We start from the raw sequence: 22,173 nt of genomic DNA on the forward strand, positions 1-22,173 counted from the left end.
TAGAAGTCTTCCGACTTATATCCATAAAGGAATAAGAATGGAGGTTACTATTATGAAAGAAATAACATTAGTAAAGAGAAAATTTTCTACAGCACAGATTACTGTAATTGGAGCTCTATTTGGAATTACAATTGTGCTTGGTGTAACAGGCTTAGGATTTATTCCTATACCACCTTTTAAAACAACTATTATGCATATCCCAGTAATTATTGGAGGGATAGTCGAGGGTCCTGTAGTTGGTGCTATGATTGGGCTTTTTTTTGGTGTTTTTAGTATTTTTCAAGCAATTAATACTCCTTCACCAGTTTCGTTTATATTTATGAACCCGATTATAGCGGTGCTTCCGAGGATGATGATTGGAATTACTGCATATTACGGATATAAATTAATTAGGACAAGATCTAGAAGCATGAATATTGCTATAGGTGCAGTAATTGGCTCCTTCACTAATACCTTAGGTGTCTTAGGACTTATTTACATAATATATATAGATGCTTATATGAAGGCTCTTCATGTAAGTTATAGTATTGCAGTAAAAAGTCTTTTAGTCCTGGCATTAAATGGGTTAATTTCAGCAGGCGCAGCAGTTGCTATTACTGTTCCTGTTGTGATTGCAGTAGGTTATCTAAGAAAATAAATTTTACAGTTAACGATGTAAGTGAGGGAGTATTCTATACTAATCGGTATATAGGGGGATTTTTCATAGAATTAAATTGACTGAACTAAAAAACGAACAATTTTGAAGAACACCGTATTATTCAAAATTGGCATGCTCTCCTTGAGTCAGGCAGATTAAAAAATTAAAAATCTGTTACTGGAAAGGAGGGCATTTTTATTTGATTTTAACAAGCATATAAAAATTAATTTCTTTGGCATTAACTCCTCTAATATAATTATTATTTTATCGTATAATTCATAATTTTATTCAACAGTATTGTAAAAGCAATAGTGTAGCAATATGAAGTGAAAATCTTTATAATTAAAGTAAAATGTAGGAAAACTAATTTTGAAAATTCCTAAATATTATTTTTATAGAAAAGGAGTAGAATTTTATATGGTACAGACAAAAAGAAGAGATGAAATATTAAAAGAAGATAAATGGAAGGTAGAGAAAATATATAAAGATATAGAAAGCTGGAAAAAGGATTTTGAAAAGTTAAAATCCATGGCACCAAAATTAAGTGAATACGCTGGTAAATTATTTGAAGGCAAGAAGCTTTTAGAATATTTTAAACTGGATGAAGAAGTTTCAAGATTGGCAGGAAAACTAGCTATTTTTGCACACATGAAAAATGATGAAGATACTGCTAATCCTACTTTTCAAGTTTTAAGAGATAAAATATATGCATATAGTGCTGAAATAAAAAGCATGGAAGCATTTTTTATTCCTGAAATATTGAGTTTGCCAGAAGGAACTATAGATAAATTTATGAAGGCTGTTCCCGAATTAAATATGTATAAGTTTTTATTAGAAAGAATTTTGAAAAAGAAACCTCATATTTTAAGTGTGGAACAGGAGGAACTTATAGCTTCAGTATCAGATTGCTTAAATGCCCCAGAGAAAGTGTACAGTATGTTATCTAATGCAGATATGACTTTCCCAAAAATAAAGGATGAGAGGGGAAAAAGAGTTGAACTTACTGATGTAAATTATTCAGGTTTTATAAGGTCTAAAAAAAGATCTGTTAGAAAAGAAGCCTTTAAATCACTATTTAACACTTATAAAAAGTATAAAAATACTTTAGCTGCATCACTTACCTCAAATATTAAAAATTTTATTTTTATATCAAAAACTAGAAAGTATAAAAGTTCAATGGAATGTTCATTAAAACCTAATGATATTTCTTTAGATGTTTATAATAATACGATTGATACTGTAAATAATAATTTAAAGTCTCTGCACAGATATGTAAGCATTAAAAAGAAACTTTTAGGACTTCATGAAATGCATATGTACGATTTGTATGTTCCACTAATAGATACTGTAGAAGAACATATAGAATTTGATGAAGCAGTAAAAATAGTAAAAGAAGGATTAAAGCCTTTGGGAAAAGAGTATTTAGATATATTTGATGAAGGAATAAAAAATGGATGGGTAGATATATATCCAAACAAAGGCAAAAGAGGAGGAGCTTATTCCACAGGGGATTATGATACTATGCCTTATGTACTTTTAAATTATAACTATAAGCTTACAGATGTTTCTACTTTAGCGCATGAAATGGGTCATTCCATACATTCTTATTATTCGAGAAAAGATCAACCTTATATATATTCAGATTATTCTCTTTTTTGTGCAGAAGTGGCTTCAACTACTAATGAAAGCTTATTAATACATTATTTAATTGACAATGAGACGGATAAAAAAAGAAAACTTTATCTCATAAACCAAGAATTAGAGCAAATTAGGACTACTGTATTTAGACAGGTCATGTTTGCCGAATTTGAAAAAGTAACTCATGAAAAAATAGAAAATGAAACACCACTTACAGGAGAAGATTTATGTAAAATTTGGCGAGAATTAAATGTAAAATATTTTGGAGAGAATATGGTTGTGGATGAAGAAATAGATATGGAGTGGTCGAGAATTCCTCATTTTTATTGGGACTTTTATGTATATCAGTATGCTACAGGCTATGCAGCAGCACATTCTTTTGCCAATGCAATACTAGAGAATGGAGAAAAAGCTGTAGAATCTTATAAGGAATTTTTGAAAAGTGGGTCCAGTGATTATCCAATAAATGTATTGAAAAAAGCAGGAGTGGATATGACTTCACCTAAGCCGTTAGAGGATACTATAAAGAGATTTGATGAATTATTAGATATGTTAGAAACTGTGTAAAGTAAAAAGAGGCGGATGATATGTCAAGAAAAAGTACAAATAAATGAGAAAATACCTAGATGTGATTTATATATACCTATTTTCATAACTAAATTTATTATATTCTACGATTATTTTTTAAGGAGAGACTCTTTAAATATTGAGAGCCTCTCCTTAAAAATAATTTTATTGCTTTAAATCTATACGATTTCTTTACTATTAGAATTAGTTTCCTTAGTATTGCAGCAACTTCCTTTTTTATTGATACCCATCATCATGGGTATCATAAAGATCATCATTATTGGACATAAAAAAGGTGTTATTCTTTCAATTACACTACCAGCGCTAGGGTTTAGTTTCGTTATAATTGGTAATAATCCTATGATAATTATAGGTAATCCACAGCAGATAGCCATATGCAGCGTATGCTTTAATGAACTATGATTATGAGTTCCTTGTTTTTCTTTCTTATTTCCATGAGAATTCATAGTATATCCCTCCAAAGTAATTTTAATAATTTTTATCGTAATTGAATTATACAGTGTACATATAAAGAAGTTATGAAGAAATTCAGAAGTTATAAAAATTAATTATTGAAGGATTTTCTTACATAGCAGTGCTAACTAGACTTTCAGTTGGAACTTTGTTTAGATCATTGGTACAGTCCTCACAGTATGAAGTGAAAACTTGAATCAGATGGAGTTTAGAACTCAACATGATTTTTAGTTAAACGAATCCAGTGACGTAGTTACTCTTTACCTCCGATTTGAAAAAGAGGAGAGTATTACAGCGGGTAGTCATTTGATAAATACATTTAATAGATATAATATTACATAATAGTTGTGTAGAAGTTATGAAGATGTATATTTTGATTTTAAATGAGGAGGAGATATTAAAGAAAAAGATAAGGAAAAAGCCTTAGTGAGTGGGGCGTTAAAACAAAGTTTTCTTTATTATATTTATAAAAGAAAATATAGATAAATATCATGTTTACTATTTTATTTTTTGTGATTAATGTAAAATGTGTATTTGGTTTATAATAATTTGAGGAATAGTTATATAATTAAGATGCAATAAAGTAAATTTATAAACCTCATAAGATATAAAAATATAGTATTTGAATAATTAAATAGACTAGGCGGAGGAAAACGCATGAAGAAGAATTCATCACAAAAGGAATTTAAAAAATTGAAGAGTCAGATTAATCACATTGAAGAGATCGTATATTATTCAAAACCAGGGGCACTTATAGAACACGAAAGTGCCGTAAGAAAAAAGCTTGTTAAACTTAAAGAGATGAAAAATGAAGGATTAAAAGATTTTGAATATGTATATGAAACCTATGAAGAATTACTGAAAAATGTATCAAAGAGAATACTTGATAATTACAATAAGAAGAATAATACATGCTTTGATTTTTATGAAATTATAAAAGAAAGTTATAATGCTTTTTTAAATTCAGGGATAATGACAGTGCTTACTAAAAATCATATACCTAAATTAATTGCTGAAGAGTTTGAAAAAACATTTCCTGATAATCCTAAGGATGAATATATTGAGACTAGACACATGAAGAGAAAATTCTATATTCATTTAGGGGATACGAATACAGGTAAAACTTATAATGCTGTAGAACGCCTCAAAACGGCAAAGAAAGGAGTATATTTATCACCACTTAGAATTCTTGCTTTGGAGAATTTCGAAAAGTTAAATAAAGAAGGCATAATTTGTGATTTATTAACTGGTGAAGAAGAAGTATTAAAGATAGGTTCAACCCATACTTCCTGTACAATAGAAAAGCTTAACTTAAAGGAACACTATGATATAGCTGTTATTGATGAAATTCAAATGATTAGTGATAAACAAAGGGGAATGGCATGGAGCAGGGCTTTATTAGGGCTAAAATGTGATGAAATTCATATATGTGGAGCTCTTAATGCTAAAGACATACTAGAAACAATTATAAATGATTGTGAAGATGAGTATGAGGTAAAAGAATATAAAAGAATTATTCCTCTAGAAGTTGAAAATAAGAAATTTAATTATGATGACATCAGGGAAGGTGACGCTGTTGTAGTTTTTTCTAAAAAAAGAGTGCTGGAGATAGCACAGAAATATTCAAGTAAAGGCATTAAAGCCAGCATAATATATGGAGATTTGCCTCCGGAAGTTAGAAAAATGCAGTATGAGCAATTTACAAATAAGGAGACAAAAGTGCTAGTTACTACTGATGCAATAGGGATGGGAGTCAATTTGCCTATTAGAAGAATTATTTTTATCAATATAAAAAAGTTTGATGGCGAAGAAGTACGGGAACTTACATCACAGGAAGTAAAACAGGTAAGTGGACGTGCGGGACGAATAGGTATTTATGATATAGGTTATGTAGCTAGTGCTGGAGATACTCAAGATTTTATTAAATCCAAATTAGAAGCTGAAGATAAAAATATAAAGAGAGCAGTTATTGGTCCATCAGATGCAATATTAAAGATTAAAAGTTTACCTTTAAATGAAAAATTAGCTTTATGGGGGACTAGAGAAGAAAAATTAGATTATTATACAAAGATGGACATTAGTGAATATATATTGATTTTAGATAAAATAAAGAAATATAAGCTAAAAGAAGAAGATCAGTGGGATTTATTGAAGGTTCCCTTTGATGTTTCAAGAGAAGATTTAATGAATGAGTTTTTGGAATACGTAGATGAATTATTTGTTAATAAACAAGATAGTGTATTTAAACCACAATGTTTTGAGGGTAATTTAGATGATTTGGAAATATATTACCAAAAGATAAATATGTATTATTCATTTTCTAAAATATTTAATTTGAAATTTGATGTTGACTGGGTTTATAGTGAAAGAATAAAAGTGAGTGAGGAAATAAATGAAATATTAGTTAGAATATGATTTCAGCGAAAATGCTTAGGCATACAATAGAATTTTACAGAAACTTATTTAGATAAAATCAAGATATTATAAGTACTTGATCTATTTTAACAAATGCAATTCGTAATCTGAAATTAAATAAAAAATATTACATTTTTTATAAAAGGTACATTATGAATTGCAGTTTAACAAGTCATGAACTCTTTTAAAGGCAGCAAGTAACATAAATTGAGAATGGCGATATTGGGATTTTTAATATGCATATAAATTTAAAAGTGTAAAACTATAATTTTCCTATAAATATAGTTTATAAATGTGTGACAAACAATAATTAATAATGATTAGACCAATAGTATTTTAAATGTTAGAATGATTCAGTAAATGTGAATAAATAGTATAGAGTTGTCTACAAAGTTACATGATATAAAAAGATTACTCAACAGCTGTTAATTTTTTTAAACTATAAAAGTTAAAAATATTATAAATCCATTTTTAAACAAAATTGTCAATTGTTTAACACGTAAATAAAAGTGTTTACGAAGGAGGTTTGCATTGAGTATTAATGTAAATATTATTTCTGGATTTTTAGGAGCTGGAAAAACTACATTTTTAAAAAAAATCCTTCCTAATATGAAAGGTAAAATTGCTTTAATTGAGAATGAATTTGGTGATATTGGCATTGATGGAGACTTAATTAATGACAAACTACCTATTAAAGAAATCTATGCCGGTTGTATTTGTTGTAGTTTAGTAAAAAACTTTAAAGATAGCATAGAGGAATTAGCGTTAGAATATAAACCTGAACATATATTTATAGAACCATCTGGTGTAGGAAATTTATCAGATATCGTAAGGGTTTGTGGGAAAATTTCTGAAAATTCAAATTGTGATATAAGAATAAATCATCTTATAACTATTGTAGATATAAGTGCATTTGATGATTATTTAGAGAATTTTGGTGGATTTTATTTAGATCAAATTCAAAATGCCAATATTATCTTTTTAACTCATATGGATAGTATAGATGACGAAAAAGTGGAAGAAGTAATTTCCAAAATAAAATTAAATAATGAAAAAGCATATATCCTTAAGGATAATTGGTATTCTTATGAGAGTGAAAAAATAATTGAAATATTAGATACAATTGAAGATTTTGAAATTGATTTAAAAGAAGAAACTGTATCAACACCTGCAGATAAAGTGTTCAGTACTTTATCTATAGACAGGCCCAAAACTTTTCTAGAGAAGGATATAGATAAAATCTTAGCTTCTCTAAAGAGCAAGGAATATGGTTATATTTTGAGAGCTAAAGGAATTTTAGAGCTTGATACAAAAAGATTTATTTATTTTGATTTCACTCCACATCATTTTAAGTGGAACTATGTGGAAGAATTTAAAGAGGCTAAAGTGGCTTTTATTGGAAATGAACTAAAAAAACAAAAAATATTACAATGTTTTACAAGTAGGCATGTATCTAAAGTTTTAAGCAGATATCCAAAATTTTAAACAGGTATATTTAATCTATAATTTTTATCCGAATAAGCAAATTCTATCTGAACTTAAGAATCACTTGATATAAAATGCTAAGTTTTGGTCATTTACTAACTTAATAAGGAGGGATTAACATGAGTAAAATTATTGACTTTAATTGTACGTATGATAATTCTGTAGGAATTAATGAAGAGGTTACAGAAAAAACAGGCTTACATTTCCCAGAAGCATATAAGCATTGGGATAGCATGGCTATGTTGGCAGAAGAATTAAAGAAATATGATAACACAAATTTTTGTGGATTACCATTCTGTCATACCGTTGAGGGAGAAGCTATGGGTGGCATAATTAATCTTGGAAATGAAAAAACAGGTCCAAGAGCAAAAGATTATATTTGCACAAAAGCAGAAGAGATATTAAATCTACCTGAAATCGATTACTCGAAAGGCCGTATATCAGAGGTTCTAAAAGCTTGTAAATATTTAAGAGACAAAGGAGAAAATGTTCTTTTATATATTTCAGGACCATTTACAATTATGAATGTTTTAATTGATCCGCGTCATGTTTTTAAGCTATTTAGAAAAGAACCAGATACTATGAAGGCTATTTTCGATAAATTCCAAAAGGAAATATTACGCTTTGTTGAAGAAGCTAAAAAAGCAGGAGTTAACATGATTAGTTATGCTGATTCTTCTGGCGGATTAAATATTTTAGGACCCAAATATGCTGAGCAGACTGTAGAAATGTTTACTTATCCGTTATTAAAAAACATTGAAAAAGTTATTGATGATGAAATGATAGTAATGCTTTGTCCTAAGACTACTTTTGCACTATTAGGAACAGATAAAGCTGTGTGGAAGGATATTAATCTAGGAGAATCTATAAAATATTCCGAAGCTTGTGTAAAAGTCATGGGACAAGCAAAATTTGTTGGACAAATGTGCATTAAAAATAAAGATTTTGAATTAAAAGATGGAACAATCAAAACAATTGCTTTACTTTAATTATTAATATAAATAAATTTAAAAGTGTGGAGGGTAAAACACATGCACAAGAATGATAAAATGACGCCAAATGAAAGATTAGCTGCATTTATGACAGGAAAACCAATGGACAGAATTTTAGCTATGCCAGTTGCTTGTTCTATGTCTGGGCTAGCACTTGGAATGACTCATAAGGAAAAAAGAAGTAGTGCTTTAAATGAAGCAAAAGCACAGATTGCCTGCTATGAAAGATTTGGCAATGATTTAACTATTGTTGAATATGGACTACATGGTGTAGGTGCAGCTTTAGGTAGTCAGATGAGTGACCCAGAAGATTCAGTACCAGCAATTATGAAATATGCTTTAGAGGATTTGAATGATGTTGATAAGCTAGATATGTCAAAATTAGAACTAAAAAATGATAAAGCATTTCAATTACATTTAGAAGCTGCACGTATCATAATGGAGAAAATAGGAAATGAAGTTCCAACTGGAGTATTAATATCTGGACCTTTTACTGCTGCTGCAAGTATTTATAAAACAGAAAACTTGCTCAGAGCAACTAGAAAAAATCCTGAAAAGCTTCATCAACTAATTAAATTCTGTAATGATGCATTAAAAATGATTTGCAGAGAGTTTATAAAAGCAGGTGTTCTTATTTTATTATGTGATCCTATTGCATCAGGAACTATTCTTAATAAGAAGCAATATTTAGAGTTTGTTTTACCATATACACAAGAATTAATGAAAGAGATTCATGAGGCAAAGGGAATGGTTTGTTATCATATTTGTGGAGATACAACATCAATTGTAGGAGAAATGGTTAAATCAGGCTGCGATATGATGAGTATAGATAATAGAGTAGATTTAGCATATACAAAACAAGTAGTAGGAGACAAAGTACCTATACTTGGTAATGTAGACCCAGTGGAAGTATTGATTCTAGGAAACACCAATGATGTAGACTCAGCAGTAAAAAATTGTATGCAAAAGGCTTATGACAGTCCTTGTGGATATATTTTGGCATCAGGCTGCGACCTTTCAGGTGCAGTTCCACTAGAAAATATTGATCAGTTTATGGCTTCTGCTAGAAAATATGGAAAGTGGCCACTAGATCCAAAAAATTTCTCTTAGAAGATAAATCGATAATTTAGGAAAAAATGGAGGGAAAACAATGGCATTATCAAAAGAAGAATTATTAAAAAGATTATCTGATGGTGTATTTGAAATGGAAGAGGAAGATACAATTGAAGCAGCTAAGGAATATGTAGAAGCAGGATATGATATACTTGATGGTATTATGGAAGGTCTTGTAGATGGTATGAATCATGCAAGTAAATTGTATGAGGAAGAAGAATATTTTGTTACGGATTTATTATTATGTTCAGATGCAATGTATGAAGGTTTAGCAATTTTAAGACCTCACCTTCCAGCAGATGAAGTGGATAGAGAAAAACCAAAGGGAGTAATTGGAGTTGTAGAAGGAGATACTCACGATATAGGAAAAAATTTAGTAAAAATCATGTTAGAAACAGCTGGATTTGATATGATTGACTTGGGTAGAGATGTTCCACTTCAGAGTTTTGTAGATAAAGCTAAGGAAGTTAATGCTTCATTTGTTTGTATGTCAACCTTGATGACAACAACAATGAATGGAATGAAAACTGTTATAGAGTTATTAAAGGAAGCTGGAATAAGAGAAAATCTTAAAGTTGTTATAGGAGGAGGTCCTATTTCAAAGAAGTTTTCTGATTTGATTGGAGCAGATGGGTATTCTGCTAATGCAACTGAGGCTGTTAAATTAGTAAAAGGATTACTTAATATAGCATAGAAAGAGGTGAAGGCTGTGTTGTCACCAAAAGAGCGCTTAGACAAAGTTTTTAGTGGAGAAAAGGTTGATAGACCACCATGTATTTGTCCTGGAGGCATGATGAATATGGTCACAACAGAGTTAATAGAAGAAGTAGGAATAAAGTTTCCTGAAGCACATATGAGTGCACAAATGATGGCTGGTTTATCAGAAGCAGTGTATGAAAGAGGCTGCTTTGAGAATTATGGAGTTCCATTTTGTATGACCATTGAGGCAGAAAATTTTGGAGCAAAGGTTGACATGGGAACAAAGATTTATGAGCCTCATGTTGTAGAATATTCAATTGATTCTGTTAAGGAATGGAAGAAGATTTCTCAAATTAATTTTACAGAAGGAAGAGCAAAGGTAGTTATTGAGGCAATTAAATTATTGAAATCAAAAGGTACTGATGTTCCTATCATAGGTAATTTAACTGGACCTATTAGTACAGCAAGTTCTATAATGGAACCTTCTACCTTTTATAAAGAATTAAAAAAGAGCAATAAGGAAGCACATGAATTTCTTAATTTTGTTACAGATGAATTAATTACATTTGCAAAAAAACAAATAGAAGCAGGTGCCGATATAATAGCTATTTCTGATCCTAGTGGTACAGGGGAAATTTTAGGACCAAAATTATTTGAAGAATTTGCTGTTAAATATATTAATAAAATTATTGAAAGTGTACAAAAACAGAATAAAAGTACAATTGTGCACATATGTGGACAAATGAAGAGGGTATATTCAGAAGTAAATAAGGTAAAAAGTAATGCTTTAAGTTTTGATTCTATAGTCAACATGAGTGATGCTAGAAAAAATTTAAAAGATAGAGTGTTAATGGGCAATGTAAGTACTTATGCAATTGAGTTTGGTGAAGCAAAGAAAATTGCAGAACTAACTGAAAAGTGTGTAAAGGATGGGTCAAATATTATATCTCCAGCTTGTGGACTTGGAATGAAATCTCCTTTAAAAAATGTGAAAGCAATGCTAGAATATTTATCAAAAGGGGATGGAGATACTAATGCCTAAAATTTCTATTAAGTCACAGAATAAAAGCTTTGAATATACACCTGATAAAAATTTGCTGCAAATTTTACTTGAAAATGATGTTTTTGTGGATAATCCGTGTAATGGAAAAGGGTCCTGTGGAAAATGTAAAATCAAACTTTTAGAAGGAAATTTACCTGATATCGGAGAGACAGAAGAGAAACTTTTAAAAAAGGAAGAAATTGATTCAGGTATAAGACTTTCTTGCTTTGTAGTACCACAAGAGGATATTGTAATTGAAATTTTACAAAAAGAAGGAAAACATGACATACTTACAACAGGTTATACACCTGATTTTGAGTTTGATCCTTTAATTCATAAAGAGGTTTTTAAAATAGAAAAACCTACATTAGAAAATCAAGGTTCTTTTGAAGAACTTATATGTAAAACATTTGATGTTGAAAAATTTGATTGGAGATTACTTCAGCAGCATGAATTTATAACTGGAAAAGTTACAGGAGTTTTTAATGGAAGAGAATTAATTGCAATTGAGTGTGGCGATACTACAGATATTCTCTACGGAGTTGCAGTTGATATTGGAACTACAACTGTTGTAACAGCATTAATTGACATGAAGACAGGTGAAGAATTAGCTACAGCTTCAATGATTAATGCTCAAAAGAACTTTGGATTGGATGTTTTAACTAGAATAACTTATGAAGTGGAGCATCCTGAAGATGGAAAAGAAAAATTGCAATATGCAATTGTAAATTCTATTAATGAGATGATTGGAGATATATGCAATAAATCAAAAGTAGATAGAAAAAACATTTATGAGATTTCTATTGCAGCAAACTGTACAATGATGCATCTTCTGTTAGGGATTGATGCTACATCTATAGGAATGTCTCCGTATTCACCAATATTTACAAAGTCAAAAAATATATTGGCAAAAGACATTGGATTAAAGGCAGCACCAGGTGCTAGACTATACTGTCTTCCATCAGTTTCAGCTTATATAGGTGCAGATATTGTAGCAGGAGCATATGTTTGTCAGCTGCATAAAGCAAAGGAAAATGTTCTATTTATAGATATTGGAACTAATGGAGAAATTGTTTTATCCAATCATGGAAAGCTGTTATCATGTTCTTGTGCAGCAGGCCCAGCTTTAGAAGGAATGAATATTAGTTCTGGCATGAGAGCGGCAGAAGGCGCAATTGAGGATGTAAGAATTACTGAAAGTGGAGTTGAAGTTCAGGTTATCGGAGATAAAAGGCCAATAGGAATATGCGGAAGTGGCATATTAGCTGTTGTAAAAGAGCTGCTTCGTACAGAACTTGTAAAAAAGGATGGAGCATTTATAAAGAAAGAAAAGTTAGAGGAATCAGATTATCGATATGATATGATTCAACTGGATGGCAGGAAACGACAGTTTATTTTAGAAAGTAGTCCAGACCAAATACTAATTACACAAGGAGATATTCGTCAAGTGCAATTAGCAAAAGGAGCTATTCTTTCAGGTTTTTATGCTTTATTAAGAAAGGCTAACATTGATATGGATAATCTTGATAAAGTTATTGTAGCAGGACAATTTGGAGCTCACTTATCAGCTGACAGTTTGGTAGGAATAGGAATTTTACCAGAAAAGGTTGAAGATAAGCTAGTATATGTAGGAAATTCATCTAAAACAGGTGCATATATGGCGCTTATGTCTGCTAATGTAAAAGAAGAAATTGAACAATTAGCTCATCAAATAGATTATATGGAATTAGGTGCATCCGAAGGTTATGAAAAACTTTTTGCTGCATGCCTTATATTCCCTGGTTAGAATGTAAATATAAGTCCTCTCAAACTAAAAATTTGGGAGAACTATTTTTTATATGTTAATGTAATAGCCCCTTTAATTATTGGGTGGGCTAATTTTGAAAATAGAAATTCTATAATTTTATTGTATTATATGAGAAAAATATCTTTTAGGGATATATCCTTTTTTAATTCCTTCTGTTACAAGCAAGTAGGTGGCTGTAGTATCAAACCTGGCATCATGAAAATTTCCAGTACCATTAAAGTATTTTTTACTTACAGCATTTATGTATGGATTTTCTATATGAAGAAATCTTACAACCTCTTCAAGTCGTGGAGCCTTGCATTTATTGTATCTGTTTTTAAGGTTGCATATATTTTTATAGTAATTCATAGTGCAAAAGGTATGTTTGATGTTTAATATTTCATTGCAATTTTTAAATTCAGAAGATAGAAATTTAATATCAAAGTTTACATTATGGCCTATTAAAATATCTGCATTTTGAAAGTCATTTAAAAATTCATCTAAATGATCTTTAAAGTTCATACCGCTGCTTAGCTTGTACAAGGTTTCCACAGTAAAACCGTGTACTTTTTCTGCACTAGGCTCTATATAATCAACAGCAAAGAAAATATTTTTACCTATGGTTTTGGTTGGCTTTTCGCTGGTGTCAACAAGAATGTAGCTTAGTTGGCATATGTTTCCTGGCCTTAAACCAGTTGTTTCTGTGTCAAAAAATATCATGTTCATTCAAAGACGTCCTCCTAAATTTAAGCTATATCCATTATAACATTATAGTGAGTTATACTTGCGCAATTAATAAAATTAATGGTAAAATTATTATAGGGCAAAAGAAAATAATGCATATGGAGGGGTACTATGAGAAAAAAACATAATAGAAGAGCTTCTATTGCAATAAGAATATTGTTAATGTTAGTGGGAGCGTGCTTGGATGCAGTAGGATTGAAGTTCTTTTTGATACCAAATGATGTTATTGATGGAGGAATAAGTGGTATATCCATTATGGTAAGTCACTTTACATCAATACCTCTTGGAGTATTTATACTATTATTTAATATTCCTTTTATCATTATAGGATACAAAAATATTGGCAAAGATTTTACAATTGCCACATTTTTTTCAGTAATTTCACTTTCAGTTATGACATCAGTATTTAATCCTAAAATAGGGGTAACAAATGACCCACTTCTTGCAGCTATATTTGGGGGTATAATACTTGGAATAGGTGTAGGACTTATGATAAGAAGTGGAGGGTCATCGGATGGAACGGAAATTGTAGCTATATTTTTAGATAAAAAAAGTGGTTTTTCTGTTGGTGAAATAGTAATGTGTTTTAATGTATTTATACTTGGGAGTGCAGGTTTTGCATTTGGATGGGACAGAGCAATGTACTCATTAGTAGCTTATTTTATAGCATCTAAAGCTATAGATGTAACTTCTCAAGGAATTGATGAGTCAAGGTCAGTTATGATAATTTCAGACGAACATGAGGAAATAAAAGATAGGATTTTAAAAGAGTCAGGACGAGGAATAACTCTTATAAAAGGAGAAGGGGGCTATTCTAATCTCCCTACTAATGTGATTTTTGTAATAGTGTCACGACTTGAGATATCACGCTTGAAGTCCATAGTAAATGACATAGATGATGATGCCCTTATAGTAATGCAAAGTGTGGAGGTTTCAGGAAAGAATTTTCAAAAATAAGTACCAATTTGTTTTAAGTATGTAGTTTCACATAGTTAAAACAAATTTATAAAGATTAGAGGGATTGGCTAATACATTTGACCGATCCCTTTTTGTGATTAAAATCATTTAATACAATCTAGTGCTTGTGAAATATCAGAAATTAAATCTTCCTTGTCTTCAATGCCGTAGCTTATATGGATTAACTCTGCTGGAACACCATGTGTATGAGCAGTATTTGCAAATTTCTCGATATCTAGTACGGTAAGAGCAGGATTAGTAATGGTTTTACCAATGCCTGGTCTGTAGCCTGCCTGTACACATTTTGTATTCATTCTATAATTAGTCATTTTATTACATCTTTTCTTGAAGATAATAATATAAATATTATAATTTTAATATTCTATCACTTCAAGTGAAAATTGGTATAAGAGTTTTCAAAAGTAAATATGGAGTTTTTAAATGAAAAATAAACTTATACTTCGAATATTTTTACAATCACAAGTACGGCTAAATATTTTGATAAGTCTAAACAGAATAAATAGAAAATTTAAGAAAACCTAAGGCTTTTTGAAAACTCGTACCTCAGATAATTCAAAAGACCTAAGTTTTTCTACAAATTTTCTGTCAAGACTTATATACAAAATATTTAAATGTACTTGTTTATTGTAAAATATTTCTATGCATAAGTTTATTTTCAAGTTAAAAACTCCATAGGAAAAACAACTTAATGCTATTTGTACTCTGTATGGGTAGAAGGTTCATTTTTTCCATAAGGGCTGCTTTTTATGGCTTTATTTTTTACATTTTTAGTATAATTTTTAGATGTAGGAGATTGTGTATTACTGTAATTTTTACTAGAAGAATTTTTCTTACTCATAATATTACCTCCATCATATAATAAGTTTGTGGTCAGCTAAATGATTCTCATAAACTTGTTTATCTTTACATTTTAGTATAGATAATAAAGTATTTGTGCTATTTGTTATGAGATAATTTTGATCTTTTTGTATATTTTTTGCCATTTGAATGAGATCCTATCTTTTTACCGTGTTCAATACCTATTTCAGATCCTGCTTCAGAGTGCATTTTTCTCATCTCAGCATTAGACTTAGGCCTATCTTTCATCCTATTTTTATTGTTATCCATACAAGTCCCTCCTATAAATGATAAGCTTAAATATATAAAAAATAAAAAAGCAAATACTATGATATGCTCCCTTTATGGTAGACAGTTAAAATAATAAAACTGTTTCCATAAAGGGGGTATATTTTTATGGGTAGAAAAGAAAAAGTTACAGTTGATAGGAAGATAGCAGCTGTTAAGGATTACCTCATAGGTAAAAAAAGTTGCATGCAAATTTGTTTTGAATTAGAAATTACTAAAGGTTCATTTAGACAATGGGTTAGAAAATATCAATTAAATGGAGAACTAGGGCTGCAATGTTATAAGAAAAATACCTATTATCCTGAATCCCTTAAATTGCAGGCTGTCTCTGATTATGAAAGAGGAGCAGGATCGTTAAATAATTTATGCAACAAATACAATATTTCTAGTCATGGTATTCTCCAACGATGGATAAAAAAGTATAATGATCATAATAGAGTTAAGTCTCATAACTCAAAAGGAGATAGTACTATGATCATTGGAAGAAAAACAAACTATGAAGAAAGAATTGAAATAGTATCATTCTGCATTAAAAATAACGATAATTATCAACTAGCATCAGAGAAATTTAATGTTTCGTATCAGCAAGTTTATGCTTGGACATCTAAGTATAAAGAAGGTGGTGTAGAAGCCCTTGTTGATCGACGTGGAAAAAGAAAAAGTCTGGAGCAACTAACAGAAACTGAAAAACTTGCTGCTCAAATTAAATTGCTTGAGGCTGAAAACAAACGATTAGAAATAGAAAATAGCTTCTTAAAAAAATTAGACGAGGTGGAAAGGAGGCGAGATGGGAAGACAAATACATAGCTATTAGAGAATATAGTGAAGAAAATAAAATTTCGATATCTCAACTATGTGAAATTGTAGGCGTAGCCCGTTGTTCATACTATAAATGGTTGAAGCGCATAGAAAGTATGTCAGATAAAGAAAATGCTACAATAATTAAAATTATGATTGAAATCTACTCTGAAGTTCAAGGTATATATGGGTATAGAAGAATGAATTTGAATATAAATAGGATACTTAAAAAGAAGTATAATCATAAGCGAATTTATAGATTAATGAAGTCTATTAACATGAAATCTGTAATTCGCAGGAAGAAAAAAAACTACGTTCCCAGCACTCCTCAAGTCACTGCCGAGAATATACTGGATAGAGAATTTCATGCTGATAAGCCAAATAAAAAATGGCTTACTGATGTAACCGAATTTAAGTTAACTGATGGAACAAAAGCTTACTTGAGTGCTATACTTGACCTGCACGATAATAGCATTGTTTCCTATGTTCTTGGACATTCAAATAATAACCATCTTGTTTTTCAAACACTTGATAAAGCTATTGAAGCTAACCCTAATGCTAGTCCACTCTTTCATAGTGATAGAGGCTTTCAATATACTAGTAAATCTTTTAAGAAAAAATTAGATAATATCGGGGCCGTTCAAAGCATGTCTCGTGTTAGTAAATGTATTGATAATGGTCCTATGGAAGGATTTTGGGGAATTATAAAAGCAGAGATGTACTATCTAACAAAGTTTCATAACTTTGATGAATTACAATACTCAATCGATAAGTATATAAATTTTTATAATACAGAAAGGCTACAAGAAAAACTTAAAGGTCTGACACCAATAGAATATCGGAATCAGACCCTAGTCTGTTAATTTTTGTTTTTTTACCTGTCTACTTGACAGGGAGCAGTTCACTATAAAGGTTATTGCTTTCCTTATAGTATTTACTTAAGTTAAGTATTTTATTAATATTAAAATTTAAAACTTATATATTATTTACTTAATTTTTGCAGTTTAAGAACATTGCAAAGCAAAACTTCGCAAGTTAAGAATTAATAATGAAAAGTTAATCAAGGATTTTTTGTAGTGTAACGGAAAAAATTCACATTAACTATTAATTCTTCATTCTTAACTATTAATTAAAATTCTATGCGTGCGAAAATTGAGTTATTTATTATTTTTCCTACCATAAGGGCATATATACACACACATGCCGCAGACAGGTACTTGTTTGTTATGCTCCATTTCATTAAAATAGCTGTCACATTTTTTTACATCAAATCTTTTTTCACGATCTTCACCTTCTATATAATTTTTACCATAGAATGCTTTCTGCGGACATATTTTCACGCAGGCCATACATTCACCGCACTTTTGTTCTATTTCTTTACCTGTAGGGTTTAATGGTAAATCAGTTAATATACTTACCCATCTTACTCTCGGACCATGTTTTGGGGTAATCAGTAAACAGCTTTTGCCTATCCATCCAAGTCCTGCTAATCTTGCTGCAAGTTTATGTGAAAAGGCTGCATTTATATAATCACTATTTACTCTTTCTGCTGCAGATATAGGCAAAGCACTATAACCCTTTCTTATTATATAAGAACTTATTATAGAGGCTATATTATCTAACCTAGCATTTATAGTTTTATAACAATTTTCATATTCTAATTTTGCAATATCGTTGGAGTCATCATTTAAATGATCTACAATAGTAGATGGAAACACAATACCTAATGAAATAGCTCTTGGATAACCTTTTACAAGAGATCCCCCATATTTTACAAGTTCATTTTCATATTTACTTATATCTGCAACTCCATAATAATCTATCATAAAATTATTCAATATTTTTTGTATATTATATTCCAACATAAGTATGTCCTCCTTTATAATATGGTACTTTTAACCTATTATTTATCTCTTAATAATATCATAATTTTTATGATAGAATGTAAAATTCATAAAATTAAATTTATCCGATGGCTAGCTACTGGATAATTCATCTAAACTTAGTGGAAGAAATAAAACTTCCACTAAGTAAGATTCATTGATAATTGCAGAACTATTTTGCTAAATTATCAAAAAATATATGCGCTTTTTAGAAAAGCGTGGTATAATATGAAGAAAAAATTATTAATTTAGGAGGTAATTGATGGATAACAAGGAAACAAATGAAAAAGTACATAAGGAATATGCTGCCCTTGAAACTGTACCACAGAGTGAAAGAACAATAAGTTTTTTGGACATGCTCACAACCTGGATTGGTGCCAATGCAAACAACGGAACCTGGTATGTTGGAGGAGTTGTAGCAGGGGCTACTTTTGGTGGAGCTGTGCTGGTAACTTTGGTTTCAAATCCTATTGCCTATATAATAATGGCTTTAATAGGGTTTATAGGCTACAAAGTTGGAACATCTACCATGGCACTTACAAGACCATCTTTTGGTGTTAGAGGAAGCTTTCTACCATCTGTCCTCAACATAACTCAATTTATTGGCTGGACAGCTGTAAATACTTTTATAGCTGCAATTTCTATAAGCTTTATATTAAAAGATATATTTGGGCTTCCTGCTTATGGCTCAAATGGAAGTGAAAAGACGATGCTTATAGGAATTGCTGTAATGAGCATACTTCATCTTATATCTATTGCTACAGGGCATAAGTCTGTAAAAATGGTAGAAAAAATAGGAGTTATATTTATATTAATTTTAGGAGTATGGGAAACGGTAGTTGTTTTAAAACAGGTTCCTTTAAGTAAAATTATAGCTTGGAGACCTCCTTCTGGAAAGGTTATGGACATTGGTTCTGCTTTTGATGCTATGGCTGCTTTTAGTTTAGGATGGGTTCCTGCTATTGCAGATTTTACAAGATATAGTAAGAGTAAAAAAGCATCTACAGTAGCTCCTATAATTGGAGCAAATGTTGGATTATTTTGGTTTGCTTTTGTAGGCATAATTGGAGCAATAGGTACAGCAGTTACAACAGGAGTATATGATCCTAACAATTCTGATCCAAGCACTATTGTAAGCAAGCTTGGCCTTGGAGTTATAGCACTTTTAGTTATTATATTGACGAGTACTACAGCAAATGCAATAAATCTTATGGGAGCAGGAATTTCTGTTACAAATTTAAATAAAAAAATAAAATCACAAACAGCTCTTTTTGGAGTAACGATACTTGCAGCTTTGTTAACTATTGTTCCAATTTATGCTTCTAGTTTTTTGGACTCCTTTGAAATGTTCCTTGATTATATAGGCATGGTATTTGGACCTATTTTTGGAATTATGATAACAGATTACTATTTGGTTAGAAAAAAACAGTATGCTGTAGAACAATTTGATGATGAAAAAGGTAAGTATTGGTATAAATCTGGATTTAACCTTGTTACCATTAGTGTGTGGATAATTTCTGTCATTATATTTTTATTTATGAAGAATTTACCTATGTTTACCAAAACCATAGGAGCCATTTATCCTATAATTATAATTTCGGCAATTTTGTATTTTATAAGTAGCAAAATATTTTTAAAGAACAAATAATATAGGAAGGAAGCACAGCATGTTAATAAAAAATGTAAGACTTAGAAATAAAGATGGAATATATGATATTTTAATTGAAGATGGAGTTATAAAGGAAATTTCTAAAAATATAGCAAAAGAAGACAAAAACATAATTGAGGGGAATGGAAATTTAGCACTTCCACCTTTTGTTGAACCCCATGTTCACCTTGATACTACTCTCACTGCAGGAGAGCCAAAATGGAATATAAGTGGAACTCTTTTTGAAGGAATAGAAACCTGGGCACTTAGAAAGAAAATGCTTACGGAAGAAGATGTTATAAAAAGAGCTACAACTGCGCTTAAATGGCAGATAGCAAATGGAATACAGTATGTAAGAACACATGTAGATGTTACAGATCCAGAGCTTACAGCATTAAAAGCTTTAATTAAAGTAAGAGAAGCAATGAAAGAATTTGTAGATATACAGATAGTCGCTTTTCCACAGGAGGGCATAAATTCTTTTCCCTGCGGATTAAAACTTTTGGAGGAAGCATTAAAGCTTGGTGCAGATGTAGTAGGGGCTATTCCACATTTTGAATTTACAAGAGAATATGGCGTGGATTCTGTAAAAAAAGCATTGGAGCTTGCAGTAAAATATGATAAACTGGTTGATGTCCACTGTGATGAAATTGATGATGAGCAGTCTAGATTTGTGGAAGTAGTTGCAGCAGAGGCATATAAGTACGGAATAGGAGAAAAGGTTACGGCAAGTCATACTACTGCTATGCATTCTTATAATAATGCATATGCTTATAAACTCTTTAGGCTTTTAAAGATGTCAAATATAAATTTCATATCTAATCCTATAGTAAACACCCACCTTCAAGGAAGATTTGATACTTATCCTAAGAGGAGGGGAATTACAAGAGTTAAAGAGATGATAGATGCAGACATTAATGTATGTTTTGGACACGATGATATATGTGATCCATGGTATCCAATGGGAACAGGTAATATGCTTCAGGTACTTCAAATGGGTATACACGTATGTCAACTCATGGGTTACGATCAGATTGTAAATTCTATTGATCTCATAACGAAAAATAGTGCAAAGACAATGCATATTGAAGATGATTATGGAATAAAAGAAGGAAATACTGCTAATCTCATTATACTCAATGGAAAAGATGAATATGATGTTATAAGAAAACAATCAGAGGTGCTGTATTCCATAAGAAAGGGAAAAATACTCTCAAAAACTGAACCTAAAAAGACAGATATTTATGTGGATGGGGAAGAGAGAATTACCTTTGATATAAATAAGTAGTATTATTTTTTAAATAAATATAGTGTTATTTCAAAAGTAAAAGAACCTAATAAAAGTATAAATTAGGTTCTTCTACTTAATTGTGTGTAAGATAAGTTATTTTCCTTTATTCCTATGATAAAATAGAGGTATATTTAGAAATGTAAAGGAGAAGTCTTAATGGAGTATGAAGGAATAGTATCTATATGGCTGGCAAAATGTGAAGATATTAAAGATTTACAGCATTATCTTCAAGTGAATTATTCTAATTTTGGTGACTATTTAAATTCTAAGTTTGAAAAAAATTTTAACGTTGAGTGTTTTGATGAGGAACTAAAGGAAATAAACTTTATTGAAAGAGATTCGGATTTGTTTTCTGATATAATGAAAGATCAATCTTTTTCACAAAATATTATTTCAGATTATAGCAAAAAGTTTTCAGATAAACTGGATAGAAAGTATAACTCAATTATATTATTATATAATTTTAATTATGATGGTTCTATAGGAGAAGATCAGGACAACAGTGTATATGTAAAATTTATTGGAAGTTTTAAATATAGAACATAGAAATATAAAGGTGTTATTCATAAGAAAAATTTTCTACAATTGTTTGATTTATTTAATGGATTGCTTGGATAGTATTTATGTTTTAGGTCATACTATATATATAACTTAAATATATAATATATATATTGAAAGGGGAATTTAATTATGGATGCACCAAAAATGGAAGTTAAATGTGGCGTTGATTGTTGTCACTATTGGAAAAATAACTGCTGTAATGCTAAGTCTTTGGAAGTTAACCCAATGCAAGGTAAAGACCCCGACACTAGTGATGATACTTGCTGTACAACATTCAAGCCGTCTAAGTGAGAATTT

At 30.3% G+C, this 22,173-nt stretch carries 22 protein-coding genes; 16 read left to right on the top strand and 6 right to left on the bottom strand.

From position 1 onward, the window contains the following. Nucleotides 1-52 precede the first annotated feature (52 nt). Nucleotides 53-637 (top strand): ECF transporter S component, encoded by a 585-nt coding sequence (locus CLAU_RS19725; protein WP_023163534.1) that lies wholly within the window; start codon nt 53-55, stop codon nt 635-637. 417 nt (nt 638-1,054) lie between these two features. Continuing rightward, nucleotides 1,055-2,842, top strand: a complete 1,788-nt coding sequence (pepF, locus tag CLAU_RS19730; RefSeq protein ID WP_013238559.1) for an oligoendopeptidase F — start codon at nt 1,055-1,057, stop codon at nt 2,840-2,842. Nucleotides 2,843-3,021: 179 nt separating this feature from the next. Here pepF and CLAU_RS19735 read toward each other — a convergent pair whose 3' ends face one another. After that, nucleotides 3,022-3,309 carry a hypothetical protein gene (locus tag CLAU_RS19735; RefSeq protein WP_013238560.1) on the bottom strand — a complete coding sequence of 96 codons (288 nt, stop codon included), beginning with the start codon at nt 3,307-3,309 and terminating at the stop codon, nt 3,022-3,024. Between the two features lie 664 nt (nt 3,310-3,973). Here CLAU_RS19735 and CLAU_RS19740 point away from each other — a divergent pair. From CLAU_RS19740 to CLAU_RS19770, 7 genes are all read left to right on the top strand, one after another. Next, nucleotides 3,974-5,731: a helicase-related protein gene (locus CLAU_RS19740; protein WP_023163535.1), complete on the top strand. Its 1,758-nt coding sequence runs from the start codon at nt 3,974-3,976 to the stop codon at nt 5,729-5,731. 531 nt (nt 5,732-6,262) lie between these two features. Then, the gene (locus CLAU_RS19745; protein ID WP_023163536.1) at nt 6,263-7,216 is read left to right on the top strand and encodes a GTP-binding protein; all 954 of its coding nucleotides are present in this window, start codon (nt 6,263-6,265) and stop codon (nt 7,214-7,216) included. 119 nt (nt 7,217-7,335) lie between these two features. Then, a complete protein-coding gene (locus tag CLAU_RS19750; protein ID WP_023163537.1) occupies nt 7,336-8,205 on the top strand; it encodes a uroporphyrinogen decarboxylase family protein in 870 nt (289 codons plus the stop codon). Nucleotides 8,206-8,247: 42 nt separating this feature from the next. Continuing rightward, nucleotides 8,248-9,318, top strand: a complete 1,071-nt coding sequence (locus CLAU_RS19755) for a uroporphyrinogen decarboxylase family protein (RefSeq protein ID WP_023163538.1) — start codon at nt 8,248-8,250, stop codon at nt 9,316-9,318. Nucleotides 9,319-9,358: 40 nt separating this feature from the next. Next, on the top strand, nt 9,359-10,015 hold the full coding sequence (locus CLAU_RS19760) for a corrinoid protein (RefSeq protein WP_013238565.1): 657 nt from the start codon (nt 9,359-9,361) through the stop codon (nt 10,013-10,015). Between the two features lie 15 nt (nt 10,016-10,030). Next, nucleotides 10,031-11,062 carry a methylcobamide:CoM methyltransferase MtbA gene (locus CLAU_RS19765; protein WP_023163539.1) on the top strand — a complete coding sequence of 344 codons (1,032 nt, stop codon included), beginning with the start codon at nt 10,031-10,033 and terminating at the stop codon, nt 11,060-11,062. After that, the gene (locus tag CLAU_RS19770) at nt 11,055-12,848 is read left to right on the top strand and encodes an ASKHA domain-containing protein (protein ID WP_023163540.1); all 1,794 of its coding nucleotides are present in this window, start codon (nt 11,055-11,057) and stop codon (nt 12,846-12,848) included. Before CLAU_RS19765 ends, CLAU_RS19770 begins: the two co-directional genes overlap by 8 nt. A gap of 117 nt (nt 12,849-12,965) precedes the next feature. Here CLAU_RS19770 and CLAU_RS19775 read toward each other — a convergent pair whose 3' ends face one another. Then, on the bottom strand, nt 12,966-13,574 hold the full coding sequence (locus CLAU_RS19775; protein ID WP_023163541.1) for a 3'-5' exonuclease: 609 nt from the start codon (nt 13,572-13,574) through the stop codon (nt 12,966-12,968). Between the two features lie 129 nt (nt 13,575-13,703). Between CLAU_RS19775 and CLAU_RS19780 the strand changes: the two genes are divergently transcribed. Further along, nucleotides 13,704-14,549, top strand: coding sequence for a YitT family protein (locus CLAU_RS19780; protein ID WP_013238569.1), 846 nt, complete (start codon nt 13,704-13,706; stop codon nt 14,547-14,549). Nucleotides 14,550-14,653: 104 nt separating this feature from the next. Here CLAU_RS19780 and CLAU_RS21490 read toward each other — a convergent pair whose 3' ends face one another. From CLAU_RS21490 to CLAU_RS20945, 3 genes are all read right to left on the bottom strand, one after another. Then, entirely contained in the window at nt 14,654-14,878 is a 225-nt protein-coding gene (locus tag CLAU_RS21490) for a PLP-dependent transferase (protein ID WP_023163542.1), read from the bottom strand. Between the two features lie 383 nt (nt 14,879-15,261). Further along, on the bottom strand, nt 15,262-15,408 hold the full coding sequence (locus tag CLAU_RS20940) for a hypothetical protein (RefSeq protein ID WP_023163543.1): 147 nt from the start codon (nt 15,406-15,408) through the stop codon (nt 15,262-15,264). A gap of 98 nt (nt 15,409-15,506) precedes the next feature. Beyond that, nucleotides 15,507-15,677, bottom strand: a complete 171-nt coding sequence (locus CLAU_RS20945; protein ID WP_013238572.1) for a hypothetical protein — start codon at nt 15,675-15,677, stop codon at nt 15,507-15,509. Between the two features lie 126 nt (nt 15,678-15,803). Between CLAU_RS20945 and CLAU_RS19790 the strand changes: the two genes are divergently transcribed. Beyond that, nucleotides 15,804-16,502, top strand: coding sequence for a helix-turn-helix domain-containing protein (locus CLAU_RS19790; RefSeq protein ID WP_013238573.1), 699 nt, complete (start codon nt 15,804-15,806; stop codon nt 16,500-16,502). Between the two features lie 2 nt (nt 16,503-16,504). Further along, a complete protein-coding gene (locus CLAU_RS19795) occupies nt 16,505-17,356 on the top strand; it encodes an IS3 family transposase (RefSeq protein ID WP_242825723.1) in 852 nt (283 codons plus the stop codon). Between the two features lie 294 nt (nt 17,357-17,650). Here CLAU_RS19795 and CLAU_RS19800 read toward each other — a convergent pair whose 3' ends face one another. Continuing rightward, a complete protein-coding gene (locus CLAU_RS19800; RefSeq protein WP_013238575.1) occupies nt 17,651-18,358 on the bottom strand; it encodes a 4Fe-4S double cluster binding domain-containing protein in 708 nt (235 codons plus the stop codon). 280 nt (nt 18,359-18,638) lie between these two features. Between CLAU_RS19800 and CLAU_RS19805 the strand changes: the two genes are divergently transcribed. The 4 genes from CLAU_RS19805 to CLAU_RS20180 all read left to right on the top strand — a co-directional run bounded on the left by CLAU_RS19805 (nt 18,639) and on the right by CLAU_RS20180 (nt 22,167). Next, nucleotides 18,639-20,024 carry a cytosine permease gene (locus CLAU_RS19805; RefSeq protein WP_013238576.1) on the top strand — a complete coding sequence of 462 codons (1,386 nt, stop codon included), beginning with the start codon at nt 18,639-18,641 and terminating at the stop codon, nt 20,022-20,024. Between the two features lie 19 nt (nt 20,025-20,043). After that, nucleotides 20,044-21,312 carry a cytosine deaminase gene (codA, locus tag CLAU_RS19810; RefSeq protein ID WP_013238577.1) on the top strand — a complete coding sequence of 423 codons (1,269 nt, stop codon included), beginning with the start codon at nt 20,044-20,046 and terminating at the stop codon, nt 21,310-21,312. Nucleotides 21,313-21,471: 159 nt separating this feature from the next. Beyond that, a complete protein-coding gene (locus CLAU_RS19815) occupies nt 21,472-21,861 on the top strand; it encodes an immunity 22 family protein (RefSeq protein ID WP_013238578.1) in 390 nt (129 codons plus the stop codon). Nucleotides 21,862-22,020: 159 nt separating this feature from the next. Continuing rightward, a complete protein-coding gene (locus tag CLAU_RS20180; RefSeq protein WP_338032507.1) occupies nt 22,021-22,167 on the top strand; it encodes a DUF1540 domain-containing protein in 147 nt (48 codons plus the stop codon). Nucleotides 22,168-22,173: the final 6 nt, after the last annotated feature.

It is taken from the genome of Clostridium autoethanogenum DSM 10061 (assembly GCF_001484725.1).
Taxonomy (GTDB): Bacteria; Bacillota; Clostridia; order Clostridiales; family Clostridiaceae; genus Clostridium_B; species Clostridium_B ljungdahlii.